The following is a 12,466-nucleotide window of genomic DNA, read 5'->3' as shown; positions in this document are numbered from 1 at the left end:
AAACGGCAGTTATTTTACAACATTAAAGGAGAGTAATCATGTTAAAAACCAATTTTGTACCAATGAAAGAAGCATTGAAAATAGCGGATGAAAGGGGCATCGCACTGGGCGCATTCGAATTCTGGTCTTTCGAAGTGGCCCGCGCTGTCGTGGAGGCTGCACAGGAACTGGACGTTCCGGTGATCCTTCAATGCGGCATGCTGGAGATTGGCCGGATGGGCGGAATGGAGGAGACGGTGCAGACCGCATATATGGCAAGCAAAGACGCAGAGGTACCGGTGGCGCTACATCTGGATCATGCCACTACGTTTGAAGACTGCAATCGTGCGATCAACGCTGGATTTTCTTCCGTCATGATTGATGCGTCGGCGTTGCCTTATGAGGAGAATGTCGTCCTCACCCGCAAGGTGGCAAGGCGTGCCCACCCATACGGAATCACGGTGGAAGGGGAACTGGGGCGGCTGGTAGGCGAAGAAGGGGATATCATCGTTAAGGGGCCGGAGGCGGCACAGACAGATCCCGAGGAAGCAAGAAGGTTCGTTTTAGAGACCCAGGTAGACGCGCTGGCAGTATCGATTGGGACTGCCCATGGACAATATACATTCGAACCAAAACTCAATATAGACAGGCTGCGTAATATTAAGAAGGCTGTAGACTGTCCGATCGTGCTTCACGGAGGCTCGGGTACGCCTATGGAACAAGTGCAGGAGGCGATCCGTCAGGGAATACGCAAGGTAAATATCTGCACGGACATCCAGGTTGCCATGGGCGAAGCCTATGTTAAGACCGTACAGTCGGAGGGATTCAAATATTCCTGCCAGAACCTGTGGGGGCCGGCAGAAGCGGCAGCAAAAGAGGTGATAAAAAGCAAGATCAGGTCCTTTGCGTTAATGGACTAAAGAAAAGAGGTGAGAAAGATGGTGTTGGAACAGAAGTACCAGGAGGCATATGAAGCGCTTGAGGAGACCGTGCGGCAACGGACGAGGAACGGGCGCTATACGGCGCTGGGATACACCAGTAATCTGGATCTGCTGTGTGACTTCAAAGTGGAGCGGCTAAACGAGCTTCTGGAGCGGTATATGCCAGACGGCGTGCTGTCCGAGATGAAGGTGTCGGACGAGATAGAGACGATGGAGGATCTTCTGGGGACGGTAGTGTATTACTGTATCCGCGGAATCGGGGGCGAGGCAGATGTAAAGAATACGAAGCTGGTAGAGGAGAGTTTTCATTTTGACTATGGAATGGGAGGCACGGCAGTACAGGCTGCCATGGCTCTGGCCCAGCTTGGCTGCCCGTCGATCGTCCATCTGACGGACGATTCCAAAGAAGTCTGCCAGATCCTGAGATCCCCGTCTATCTATGCTGTTTCCCAGGATGGAAGGCTGGTACATACGGATGAGGTCATCCAGACAAATGAGCAGGAGATTCATTTTATCATTCAGTTCAAGAAAGGAGATAAGATCTGCCTGGGAGGCCAGGAGGCTGTCATTCCCTGCTCAAACAGGCTGATCATCACGAAGATTACCGTGAATGAGTTCGTCCCCTTCTCAAGGCCCTATTTTGAATGGATAGAGCGCAACGGGATGGACATAAGCAGCAATGTGCTGTCCAGCTTTAACGCGCTGTTAGATCCGCAAGTGCTAAAAGAGCATCTGGAATATGTAAAAGGCCATGTGGCGAAGTACAAAGAAGCGAATCCGGATGGAATCGTATTTTTTGAGGATGCGCATTACCATGACTATGCCGTCCGGAAACTATGCCTGGAAACCGTGTATTCCTGCGTGGACATCGTAAGCCTGAATGAAGAGGAACTGAAGTATACGTTGAAGGAGATGTATGACTTTGACGTGGACATCGAGGATATCATCTCCTGCGTGGAGGGCGCGAGATTCATCCGCGGGAAATTCGGCATCCAAAAAGGAGTCATCGTCCATACAAAGGATTATTCCATGTATGTAGGCGATCCTTTGAAGGCGGATATTGAGAGAGGACTCATCTATGGGAATCTGCTTGCCACAGCCAAAGCGCAGAACGGCTGGTATGGCACAAAGGAACAGATCCGGGAAGTGCTGGGCTTTGAACTAAGCCCAAAGGGCGTAGAGAACTATGAGAAGGTGAAAGCCAGCCCGTTTGCCGGGGAAGTAACGCTGGTACCATCCAAATATATTGACAAGCCGAAGTATACCATTGGGCTTGGAGATTCCTTTGTGGGCGGTGTGCAGATGTGCTTTTGAGTATGAAATAGAATTTTATTGTAAAATGTTAGAAAAAGAAATTTTATTTCATAAGAATGTTGACATGGCCTATTTTGAGGTCTAGAATAGCAAGTATAAAAAATATTATTTTATGGAGGAAGAGAATTATGTTAATGAATATGAAGGAATTGTTGGCGGTAGCAAACGAGAATAATTTTGCAGTACCTGCATTTAATATCAGTGATTATTCTATGTTTAACGGTATCATGGAAGCGTCTGAGGAAAAGAATGCGCCGGTAATCATTGCGATTCACCCTGACGAGTTAAGCCATATTGGTACAGACATGGTAAAAGCGATCATTGAGAAAGCGCACAAGGCAACGGTTCCGGTTTGCATTCATCTGGATCACGGCGCTTCTTTCGAGCAGGTGATGACCGCCATCCAGGCAGGATTTACATCCGTTATGATCGATGGCTCCAGCCTTCCGTTCGAGGAGAACATCAAGGCATGCAAGAAAGTGGCAGAGGCGGCTCATGCGGTAAATGTATCGGTAGAAGGCGAGCTTGGAACGATCGGCTCTACGGATGCGGAAGCGGAAGCAGGCGCGAATGTGATCATCTATACGAACCCGGATGATGCCGTAAAGTTTGTGGAGGCATCCGGCGTTGATACGCTGGCGATCGCCATCGGAACATCCCATGGCATCTATCCAAAGGGAATGAAGCCGGAACTGAAGCTGGATCTGTTAAAAGAGATCAAGTCAAAAGTATCGATTCCGCTGGTACTTCACGGAGGCTCTAACAATCCGGATGCAGAGATCGGACAGTCCGTAACGCTGGGCGTGAATAAAATTAACATTTCAAGTGACATAAAAGTGGCATATTATGATAAAATGAGAGAAGTACTAGCTGACAAAGGCTTAAGAGAGCCTAATACGATCCAGCCGCCATGCATTGCAGCAATGAAAGAAGTTGCATTCCATAAGATTGAATTATTCCAGGCAGATGGAAAGGCAGCTCTGTACTAATACATATTATTTGAGGTGTCAAAGTTGAGTAAAAAGAACATTCTGGACAGAGAGGTGCTCGAAGTCATCAAAGAGCAGTATGATTATATCTTTTCGGCGGAAAGGAAAGTGGCGGACTTTGTATTGCAGAATCCGCAGAAAGCGGTGGATTCTAACGTATCCGAACTGGCGAAGCAAAGCGGGGTAAGCGATGCGACCGTAGTCAGGATGTGCCATCATATCGGCTATACCGGATATTATCAGTTCCGTATTTCCCTTGCGAGGGATCTGGGGAAGAAGCAGTATGGCAGTTCGGCGCTGGCTGAAAGCAGGGATGCCGTGGAGAAACTGTTCCAGGAGTATGCGCAGACGATGCTCGCCATCGGCTCAAGGATTGACGCGGATGTGATGTGGAACTGCGTGAATCTTCTGAAGACCTGCAAGGAGGCGCATATCATGGCCGTAGGAAATACATGCCCTCTGGCCCAGTATATGGGATTCAGGCTGGGAAGGCTGGGAATCAAGAGCACATATAATGTTGCCGCCGAATACTTCATGAATCATGTGAATCTGGCGGACCAGGATGACCTTCTGATAGCCATATCACAGTCGGGAACATCTAGACAGGTCATCCAGGGGCTGGAACTGGGAAAAGAAAAAGGCCTTAAGAGCATAGCGATCACGGCATTTGCCCAGTCCCCGGTATCGAATCTTGCAGATTATGTGCTTCTATCAGCCGGCAAGGAAGAACCGTTCAGCTTCTATAAAGGGTATGCCCATATGAATGAGACCGCGGTGATCGACGCGCTTCTTAACTTTGTCACGAATGAGGAATTGATCAAGACTACGCAGGCAGACAAGCCAGAGATGATATTATCAGAATATAAGGTATAATCCGTACTCTGCTATTTGAGCATATATGGAGGAGGAAATATTACTATGAAACGCTCAAGAATTAATCAGGTTATAAAAGATATGGAGCAATTAATCAAGGAGCATGGGTTTGAGATGCCGCCTTTTGCGGCATGGACGGCAAAGGAGTGGCAGGACATTGGCCATGAATACGATGAGATCCGTGACAACAAGCTGGGATGGGATATTACGGACTTTGGCCTTGGCAAGTTCGATGAGGTCGGATTCTCACTGTTTACGATCCGTAACGGCAACCAGAAGATGCCGGAGAAATATAAGAAGACTTATGCGGAGAAACTTCTGATGCTCTATGAAGGACAGACGGCGGCGATGCATTTCCATGCCAGCAAGATGGAAGACATCATCAACAGAGGCGGCAATGATGTCTATATTACGGTGTACAACGGGACACCGGATGAGAGGATGCTGGATACGGATGTGACCGTATGCTCCGATGGAAAGACCAGCCAGGTCCCGGCGGGCACAAAAGTACTTCTGAAGCCCGGACAGAGCATTACCATTACGCCGTATATGTACCATGACTTTATCGTGCCAGAGACAGGCGGCCCGGTCCTTCTGGGCGAAGTGTCCATGTGCAACGACGATGATAATGATAATTTCTTCTATAATAAAGAAGTGGGACGCTTCCCGGCAATCGAGGAGGACGAAGCGCCATACCGCCTGCTGTGCAACGAATATCCGCAGGCGGAATAGTCAGGAGGCGGATACATGGAATATCAGCTGGATAACGGATGCCTCCGCTTGCTGGTGGCTTCCTGCGGCGCGCAGATACAGGCGATTGAAAAGGACGGTGCGCAGTACCTATGGGACGGCGATGAAGAATACTGGCCGGAGCGTGCGCCGCTTCTATTCCCCTTTGTGGGAAGATTCACGGAGGGCAAGTATCGGCTGGATGGGCAGGAGTTTGAGATGGATATCCATGGGTTCGCCCGGAAACTTCCATTTCAGGTAACGGAGCAGACAAAGGAAAAGATTGTTTTGGAACTGAGGGACAGCCAGGAGACGTATGCATCCTATCCTTATCATTTTGTATTGCAGGTATCTTATACGCTGCAGAAAAATAAGATCGAGATTAAGTACCAGGTACGGAACCTTTCAGATAAGATGATGTATTTTGGAATCGGAGGGCATCCGGGGTTTCGAGTTCCGCTGGAGAATGGACTGGATTTTGAAGATTACTACCTGGAATTCGCAAAAGAGTGCCGCCCGGACCGGGTGGGGCATACGAAGGCCTGCTTTTTAAGTGGCATGAATGAAGAATTTCCATTGGAAGATGGACAGATCCTGAGGCTGAGCCATGATCTGTTTGACGATGACGCGATCGTGCTTGCGCATATGGCAGACGAGGTCGCATTAAAGTCGGATAAGGGAAGCCGGCAGGTAAGGGTAGCCTATCCGGATCTGCCTTATCTCGGACTCTGGCATGTGCCCAATACAGACGCGCCGTATGTCTGTATCGAGCCATGGACGTCCCTTCCATCCAGGCAGGGAGTCGTGGAAGACTTCCAGTATAAAAGCGATCTTATAAGACTTTGGCCGGGAAAGTCTTATGTGAACTTTTGGAGCATTACAATAGAATAGCAGGCATAGAAAAGCGGACAGCTCTGGCTGTCCGCTTTTTTGCCTTTGCGGATAAAGCACATGACGTGGGCGATAAATATCTGGAGAGTTTCGCAGTTTTGCTAAAGGGGCTGCCCCAGGAGCACTGGCTCGTGTCCAGAAGGTCGGGCGACGAGTTCTGCATCTTTATCTGCGGCTTCAGTGATGTCAGGGATATCCAGATGATGCTGAAAGAATTGTGGAGAAAACTCAGAGAAGAAGAGGCAGTGATCACGCAGGATGTGATCCACAGGATCAGGGCTTCAGGCGGCGTGGCATATGCCCGGGGCCAAAGCCGGCTGCTGGAAGGATAAATGCCAAGAAACTTAAGGATGTCTTTGATCTTGTCTTTTCCCGGGTAATGAGATATAATAAGAAAAGCGAAACTTAATACATGCCGTGCAGGTGTCAAGGCATCTTGTCAAGGCAGAGGAATTGGAGGAGTTTTATATGTTAGTATCAGCAAAAGAGATGCTTGAAAAAGCAGTCGAAGGCCACTATGCAGTGGGACAGTTTAATATCAACAATCTGGAATGGACAAAGGCTATTCTTCTTACAGCAGAAGAGTGCAAGTCACCCGTTATCCTGGGCGTGTCCGAGGGCGCAGGCAAATATATGACAGGATTCAAGACGGTATCCGCTATGGTAGCTGCCATGATCGAAGAACTTGGAATTACGGTACCGGTTGCGACACATCTGGATCACGGCACATATGACGGATGCATGAAGTGCATAGAGGCAGGCTTTACTTCCATCATGTTCGATGGATCCAAATATCCGATTGAAGAGAATGTTGCAAAGACAAAAGAACTGATCGCCATCTGCAGAGAAAAAGGAATGTCAATCGAAGCAGAGGTTGGAGCGATCGGCGGAGAAGAGGACGGCGTTATCGGACAGGGAGAATGCGCGGATCCTCAGGAATGCAAGATGATTGCTGATCTGGGCGTTGATATGCTGGCAGCAGGAATCGGCAATATCCATGGAAAGTATCCTGAGAACTGGGCCGGATTAAGTTTTGAGACTCTGGACGCGATCCAGAAACTGACAGGAAAGATGCCATTGGTACTGCACGGAGGCACGGGAATCCCGGATGACATGATTAAGAAGGCGATTGATCTTGGAGTAGCAAAGATTAACGTTAATACAGATTGCCAGTTATCTTTTGCGGATGCTACACGCAAGTACATCGAGGCTGGAAAAGACCTTGAAGGAAAGGGCTATGACCCACGCAAGCTTCTTAAGCCAGGCGTAGATGCGATTATGCAGACTGTAAAGGAAAAGATGGAATTATTCGGTTCAGTTGGAAAAGCTTAATTGCTGAAGAATGAAATTTTTACTTGCCTTTTTCGGCTGATTGAGGTATACTGACAGGCGTAAAGAGAACAAAGGCGTTCCAACCAGAAGTTGGAGTGCCTTTTTCTAATTATTCTCCGGACTGGAATTTCCGGAGGGACGGATATTAATTCATACTAAGACAGATAAGACAGATAAGAAAGGAAACGTAAAGATATGAGTGAAGCATTAAATGTAGCTGACATTTTTGGCGAAGACGTTTTTAATGATACGGTTATGCAGGAACGGCTTCCCAAGAAAGTCTATAAGGATCTGAAAAGGACGATCGAAGAAGGCAAGGAACTAGACCTTGCGACAGCAGATGTAATTGCGCATGAGATGAAGGAATGGGCAATTGAAAAAGGAGCTACTCATTACACTCACTGGTTTCAGCCGCTAACCGGCGTAACAGCAGAAAAGCATGACTCATTCATCTCCGCCCCTCTGGAGAGCGGAAAAGTACTGATGAGCTTTTCGGGAAAAGAACTGATCAAAGGCGAGCCGGATGCATCTTCTTTCCCGTCAGGCGGCCTTCGCGCCACGTTCGAGGCAAGAGGATATACGGCATGGGATTGTACGTCGCCTGCATTTGTAAGGCACGATGCTGCCGGAGCCACGCTTTGCATTCCTACCGCATTCTGTTCCTATACAGGAGAAGCTTTAGACCAGAAGACGCCGCTTCTTCGTTCCATGGAAGCGATCAATGAACAGGCACTTCGGCTGATCCGTTTATTTGGGAATACGACATCCCTAAAAGTTACTCCATCTGTTGGACCGGAACAGGAATACTTCCTGGTTGACGCCAAGAAGTTCCAGGAGAGGAAAGACCTGATCTATACGGGACGCACGTTGTTCGGCGCCATGCCTCCAAAGGGACAGGAACTGGATGACCATTACTTCGGAACGATCCGCCAGAGGATTGCAGGATTCATGAAAGATGTCAACATGGAACTGTGGAAGGTGGGCGTGACGGCTAAGACGCAGCATAACGAAGTAGCGCCGGCCCAGCACGAACTTGCTCCAATCTATGCGAAGGCTAACGTGGCAGTCGACCACAACCATCTGGTTATGCAGACATTGAAGAGGGTAGCCTGCCAGCATGGCATGAAATGCCTGCTGCATGAGAAGCCGTTTGCTGGCGTGAATGGTTCCGGAAAGCATAATAACTGGTCTCTTATCACGGATGACGGGAAGAACCTGCTGGAGCCTGGAAAGACGCCTCATGAGAATATCCAGTTCCTGCTGGTTCTTACGTGTATCTTGAAAGCAGTGGATGAACATGCGGATCTTCTGCGGGAGTCTGCGGCTGATCCGGGCAATGATCACAGGCTGGGAGCAAATGAAGCGCCTCCGGCAATCATCTCTGTATTCCTTGGAGAGCAGTTGGAAGATGTGATCGAGCAGCTGGTCGTTACCGGAGAAGCCACACACAGCATTAAGGGCGGAAAACTTGAGACGGGCGTCAGAACGTTGCCGGATCTGGCAAAGGATGCCACAGACCGGAACAGGACGTCTCCATTTGCATTTACAGGCAATAAGTTCGAATTTCGTATGGTTGGCTCCCGTGACTCTGTGGCCGGACCAAACGTGGTGATCAACACGATCGTAGCAGAGGCGTTTAAAGAAGCCTGCGATGTGCTGGAAAGTTCGGATGACTTTGATATGGCTGTGCATGATCTGATCAAGAAATACGCGTATGAGCATCAGCGCATCATATTTAACGGAAACGGATATTCTGATGAATGGGTCGAAGAAGCAGGAAGAAGAGGCCTTCCGAATATTCGCTCCATGGTAGAGGCGATTCCGGCGCTTACCACGGAGAAGACTATAAAAATGTTTGAAGAATTCAAGGTATTTACCAGGGCTGAACTGGAATCCCGCGCAGAGATCAAGTTTGAGAATTATTCAAAGGCTATCAATATAGAAGCCCGCACGATGATTGATATGGCAAGCAAGCAGATTATCCCGGCAGTCATCAAATACACGAAGACGCTTGCGGATACGGTGATCAGCGTGAAGGAAGCCGGCGCGGACGCATCCGTGCAGGCGGATCTTCTTTCAGAAGTATCCTCGCTCTTGACTCGGACGAAGAAGGCTTTGGAAGCGCTTATTGTGGTGACGGATCAGGCTTCTTCCATGGAGGAAGGGGCAGACCAGGCAAGGTTCTATCATTCTGACGCAGTACCAGCCATGGAAGCGCTGCGTGCGCCGGTAGACGAACTGGAAATGATCGTAGACAAAGAAGCATGGCCGATGCCATCCTACGGCGACCTGATCTTCGAGGTATAACATCTTAATAAAGAGATTAGAAAAATTTAAGAACCTTGGACTTGGAATAGACATAGGGATGTGATATTCTAAGTGCAAGGTTTTTACTTATTAAGATATGGTACGGCTACGGCCGGGAATCCGTCTGATGCATATGTAGGAGGATGTTCATGACAAGAAGCGAGTTTTTAAATAAGTTAAAGGAGGCTTTGGCAAATGACCTGAGCGGTCCGGTAATACAGGAGAATGTTAACTATTATAGCGGCTATATCGCTGATGAGGTCAGGAAGGGAAGAAGCGAGGAAGAAGTCGTTGCGGAACTGGGAGATCCATGGGCAATTGCCCGCACGATCATAGAGTCTTTGGAGATACAGGGGAATACCCAGGAAGATTACGGATACGAGCCCAATAGGCAGAATTATGATCAGAGGCAGCAGAGCGGGACGGGACAAGTCCATATATTCGGTCTGGATACCTGGTGGAAGAAATTGCTTCTGGTTCTGGGAATTGTTGGCGTGTTTATGCTGGTTATCGCTGTAATTGGAGGTATATTCAGTCTTCTTGCGCCGATTCTTGTACCATTGATCCTTATGATTATCGTATTCAGGATCATTGGCAGCCGACGATGAGGCCGATAAAATAGAACAAAATAAAAAAGTAAAAGACCGATGGGGGAGCCATCGGTCTTTTGAGGGGAGTATAAATAATTAATAAGGGGTTGTAGAAAGTATCTTTTCTACATGATTTAGTATAATATAGAACGATTTGAAAAGCAAGTTAAAAATTAAAAAATTCTTAATATAATTAAGAACTCATTTTTGTGAAAATTGATACATAAAAAAAATTGTCAAGGACATAATAATCTCGTAACCAAAAAGATTAGGAGGAATTGACATGGCTAAAAATTATAATTCATCTAACAGTAACTCAAATGCATCTAACCAGAACGCATCTAACCAGAATGCATCTAGCCAGAATGTATCCAACAGGAACGCATCTAGCCAGAATGTATCCAACAGGAACGCATCTAACCAGAATGCATCCAACAGGAACGCATCTAACCAGAATGCATCCAACAAGAATGCATCTAACCAGAACAAGAATTCTAACAGTTCAAACTACAGCGACAACTACTAGTTAGAGATTAGATTGTAATTGGATTAGACTGAAGAAAAATGAATGTTGCAAGGCAGGCGATATACCGTCGGCCTTGCAATATTTCGTTTTAGGCAAAAGAAATCGCCTAATAGGACGAGAATCATTGACAAAATATGGGGAAAGAAAGTAAGATGGTAAGGTGAATATAAATTTCGTGTTGGGAGAGTTTATGAATAAAGTTGAACTGTTTGCACCCTGCCACTTTGGCTTAGAAGCGGTGCTGAAAAGAGAAATTATAGATCTGGGATATGAGATTGCAGAAGTAGAAGACGGCAGAGTCACTTTCTATGGGGATGCGGATGCCGTCTGCCGTTCCAATATTTTCCTTCGCACGGCAGAGAGAATTCTGTGGAAGGTAGGAAGTTTTAAGGCCACGACCTTTGAAGAACTCTTTGAGAAGACCAGAAGTCTCCCATGGGAAGACTACATACCAAAGGACGGGAAGTTCTGGGTCACAAAGGCAGCCTCTGTAAAGAGCAAGTTGTTCAGCCCTTCTGACATACAGTCGATTATGAAAAAGGCAATGGTCAGGCGGATGCAGGAGCACTACCGGCTGGAGTGGTTTCCGGAAGACGGGGCTTCTTATCCGGTGCGCGTATTCCTGATGAAGGATGTGGTGACCGTAGGGATTGATACGTCGGGCGTATCCTTGCATAAGAGGGGTTACCGGGAGATGTCAGGAAAAGCGCCGATTACAGAGACTTTGGCGGCAGCGCTCATCATGCTTACGCCCTGGAGGAAGGACCGGATTCTGGTAGATCCTTTCTGCGGGAGCGGCACGTTTCCCATTGAGGCAGCCATGATGGCAGCAAACATCGCCCCAGGCATGAACCGCTCTTTTACGGCCGAAGACTGGACCAATCTGATCCCGCGTAAGTTATGGTATGATTCGGTAAATGAAGCGAATGACATGATAGAGGACAATATCGATGTGGATATCCAAGGATATGACGCAGACGGCGCAGTGATCCGTATCGCAAGGCAGAACGCTCAGGAGGCGGGAGTGGGGCATCTGATCCACTTCCAGGAAAGGGATGTCAAGGACTTAAGCCATCCTAAGAAATATGGGTTTATCATAACGAACCCCCCATATGGCGAACGTCTGGAAGAGAAGGAAAACCTGCCCCAGCTTTACCAGACATTCGGGGAAAGTTTCAAGAGACTGGATTCCTGGTCAGCTTATATGATTACTTCCTATGAAGAGGCAGAGCGGTATTTTGGAAGGAAGGCGGACAAGAACCGCAAGATATATAATGGGATGCTGAAGACCTATTTCTACCAGTTCCTTGGCCCGAGGCCGCCGAGACGCTAAGAAGTTGATGGAGAAAGGAAGGCTTGATGATGAAGAAGATTATATTTGCCACTGGCAATGAACATAAGATGGCAGAAATCCGCATGATATTTGCAGACTTGGGGGCAGAGGTGCTTTCCCAGAGAGAGGCGGGGATACAGGCGGATGTAGTGGAAGACGGAAGCACATTTGAAGAAAACGCTATGATTAAGGCTACGGAGATAGCAAAGATTGCGACAGGAATACCACAATACAAGGATGCGGTGATCTTGGCGGATGATTCCGGACTGGAAATCGACTATCTGAATAAGGAGCCGGGAATCTATTCCGCCAGATATATGGGGGAGGATACTTCCTATGATATAAAGAATCAGGCGCTGCTTGACCGCCTGAATGGCGTGCCGGATGAGAAACGCACAGCAAGATTCGTATGCGCTATTGGAGCAGCATTTCCAGACGGAAGTACCCAGGTTGTAAGAGGGACTATGGAAGGGATCATTGGACATGAGATTGCGGGAGAGAACGGATTTGGCTATGATCCCATTTTCTTCCTCCCTGAGCATGGATGTACCAGCGCACAGCTTGCGCCGGAGAAAAAGAATGAGTTAAGCCATAGGGGCGAAGGGCTCAGGAAGATGCGGATAATCCTGGAGGAGAAGATGAAGCCGGAGAAATAAGAAGAT

13 protein-coding genes are annotated in these 12,466 nt (G+C 47.9%); all 13 read left to right on the top strand.

All coding sequences use genetic code 11. The features are described from left to right. Window positions 1-38: 38 nt before the first annotated feature. Window positions 39-899: a class II fructose-bisphosphate aldolase gene (locus HDCHBGLK_RS03240; protein ID WP_004607420.1), complete on the top strand. Its 861-nt coding sequence runs from the start codon at window positions 39-41 to the stop codon at window positions 897-899. Between the two features lie 18 nt (window positions 900-917). Then, window positions 918-2,234 carry an ADP-dependent glucokinase/phosphofructokinase gene (locus HDCHBGLK_RS03235; protein WP_004607419.1) on the top strand — a complete coding sequence of 439 codons (1,317 nt, stop codon included), beginning with the start codon at window positions 918-920 and terminating at the stop codon, window positions 2,232-2,234. Between the two features lie 128 nt (window positions 2,235-2,362). Continuing rightward, window positions 2,363-3,223: a ketose-bisphosphate aldolase gene (locus tag HDCHBGLK_RS03230; protein ID WP_009248240.1), complete on the top strand. Its 861-nt coding sequence runs from the start codon at window positions 2,363-2,365 to the stop codon at window positions 3,221-3,223. Window positions 3,224-3,238: 15 nt separating this feature from the next. Continuing rightward, a complete protein-coding gene (locus HDCHBGLK_RS03225; RefSeq protein WP_004607417.1) occupies window positions 3,239-4,096 on the top strand; it encodes a MurR/RpiR family transcriptional regulator in 858 nt (285 codons plus the stop codon). A 45-nt stretch (window positions 4,097-4,141) separates the two neighbouring features. Next, window positions 4,142-4,828 (top strand): D-lyxose/D-mannose family sugar isomerase, encoded by a 687-nt coding sequence (locus HDCHBGLK_RS03220; protein WP_004607416.1) that lies wholly within the window; start codon window positions 4,142-4,144, stop codon window positions 4,826-4,828. A 15-nt stretch (window positions 4,829-4,843) separates the two neighbouring features. Continuing rightward, window positions 4,844-5,716 (top strand): aldose 1-epimerase family protein, encoded by an 873-nt coding sequence (locus HDCHBGLK_RS03215; RefSeq protein ID WP_004607415.1) that lies wholly within the window; start codon window positions 4,844-4,846, stop codon window positions 5,714-5,716. Then, window positions 5,695-6,048 carry a diguanylate cyclase domain-containing protein gene (locus HDCHBGLK_RS03210; RefSeq protein WP_004607414.1) on the top strand — a complete coding sequence of 118 codons (354 nt, stop codon included), beginning with the start codon at window positions 5,695-5,697 and terminating at the stop codon, window positions 6,046-6,048. Before HDCHBGLK_RS03215 ends, HDCHBGLK_RS03210 begins: the two co-directional genes overlap by 22 nt. A 136-nt stretch (window positions 6,049-6,184) precedes the next feature. Next, entirely contained in the window at window positions 6,185-7,048 is an 864-nt protein-coding gene (gene fba / locus HDCHBGLK_RS03205) for a class II fructose-1,6-bisphosphate aldolase (protein ID WP_009248236.1), read from the top strand. Window positions 7,049-7,243: 195 nt separating this feature from the next. Then, window positions 7,244-9,355 carry a glutamine synthetase III family protein gene (locus HDCHBGLK_RS03200; RefSeq protein ID WP_004607412.1) on the top strand — a complete coding sequence of 704 codons (2,112 nt, stop codon included), beginning with the start codon at window positions 7,244-7,246 and terminating at the stop codon, window positions 9,353-9,355. 149 nt (window positions 9,356-9,504) lie between these two features. Continuing rightward, window positions 9,505-9,963 carry a DUF1700 domain-containing protein gene (locus HDCHBGLK_RS03195; protein WP_009248234.1) on the top strand — a complete coding sequence of 153 codons (459 nt, stop codon included), beginning with the start codon at window positions 9,505-9,507 and terminating at the stop codon, window positions 9,961-9,963. A 265-nt stretch (window positions 9,964-10,228) separates the two neighbouring features. Beyond that, the gene (locus HDCHBGLK_RS18755) at window positions 10,229-10,471 is read left to right on the top strand and encodes a hypothetical protein (RefSeq protein WP_009248233.1); all 243 of its coding nucleotides are present in this window, start codon (window positions 10,229-10,231) and stop codon (window positions 10,469-10,471) included. Between the two features lie 190 nt (window positions 10,472-10,661). After that, window positions 10,662-11,804 carry a THUMP domain-containing class I SAM-dependent RNA methyltransferase gene (locus HDCHBGLK_RS03185; protein WP_039909766.1) on the top strand — a complete coding sequence of 381 codons (1,143 nt, stop codon included), beginning with the start codon at window positions 10,662-10,664 and terminating at the stop codon, window positions 11,802-11,804. Window positions 11,805-11,830: 26 nt separating this feature from the next. After that, window positions 11,831-12,460 carry an RdgB/HAM1 family non-canonical purine NTP pyrophosphatase gene (gene rdgB / locus HDCHBGLK_RS03180; RefSeq protein ID WP_004607408.1) on the top strand — a complete coding sequence of 210 codons (630 nt, stop codon included), beginning with the start codon at window positions 11,831-11,833 and terminating at the stop codon, window positions 12,458-12,460. Window positions 12,461-12,466 lie beyond the last annotated feature (6 nt).

Origin of the sequence: [Clostridium] scindens ATCC 35704, from assembly GCF_004295125.1 — a bacterium.
Classification (GTDB): Bacteria; Bacillota; Clostridia; order Lachnospirales; family Lachnospiraceae; genus Clostridium_AP; species Clostridium_AP scindens.
This window is presented reverse-complemented; position numbering and strand designations above follow the sequence as displayed.

What these genes read in the sequence shown, in the direction of transcription:
- rdgB (WP_004607408.1), top strand. Translation starts at nt 11,831, where the DNA reads ATGATGAAGAAGATTATATTTGCCACTGGCAATGAACATAAGATGGCA.
- HDCHBGLK_RS03240 (WP_004607420.1), top strand. Translation starts at nt 39, where the DNA reads ATGTTAAAAACCAATTTTGTACCAATGAAAGAAGCATTGAAAATAGCG.
- HDCHBGLK_RS03215 (WP_004607415.1), top strand. Translation starts at nt 4,844, where the DNA reads ATGGAATATCAGCTGGATAACGGATGCCTCCGCTTGCTGGTGGCTTCC.
- HDCHBGLK_RS03220 (WP_004607416.1), top strand. Translation starts at nt 4,142, where the DNA reads ATGAAACGCTCAAGAATTAATCAGGTTATAAAAGATATGGAGCAATTA.
- HDCHBGLK_RS03195 (WP_009248234.1), top strand. Translation starts at nt 9,505, where the DNA reads ATGACAAGAAGCGAGTTTTTAAATAAGTTAAAGGAGGCTTTGGCAAAT.
- HDCHBGLK_RS03235 (WP_004607419.1), top strand. Translation starts at nt 918, where the DNA reads ATGGTGTTGGAACAGAAGTACCAGGAGGCATATGAAGCGCTTGAGGAG.
- HDCHBGLK_RS03185 (WP_039909766.1), top strand. Translation starts at nt 10,662, where the DNA reads ATGAATAAAGTTGAACTGTTTGCACCCTGCCACTTTGGCTTAGAAGCG.
- HDCHBGLK_RS03230 (WP_009248240.1), top strand. Translation starts at nt 2,363, where the DNA reads ATGTTAATGAATATGAAGGAATTGTTGGCGGTAGCAAACGAGAATAAT.
- HDCHBGLK_RS03200 (WP_004607412.1), top strand. Translation starts at nt 7,244, where the DNA reads ATGAGTGAAGCATTAAATGTAGCTGACATTTTTGGCGAAGACGTTTTT.
- fba (WP_009248236.1), top strand. Translation starts at nt 6,185, where the DNA reads ATGTTAGTATCAGCAAAAGAGATGCTTGAAAAAGCAGTCGAAGGCCAC.
- HDCHBGLK_RS18755 (WP_009248233.1), top strand. Translation starts at nt 10,229, where the DNA reads ATGGCTAAAAATTATAATTCATCTAACAGTAACTCAAATGCATCTAAC.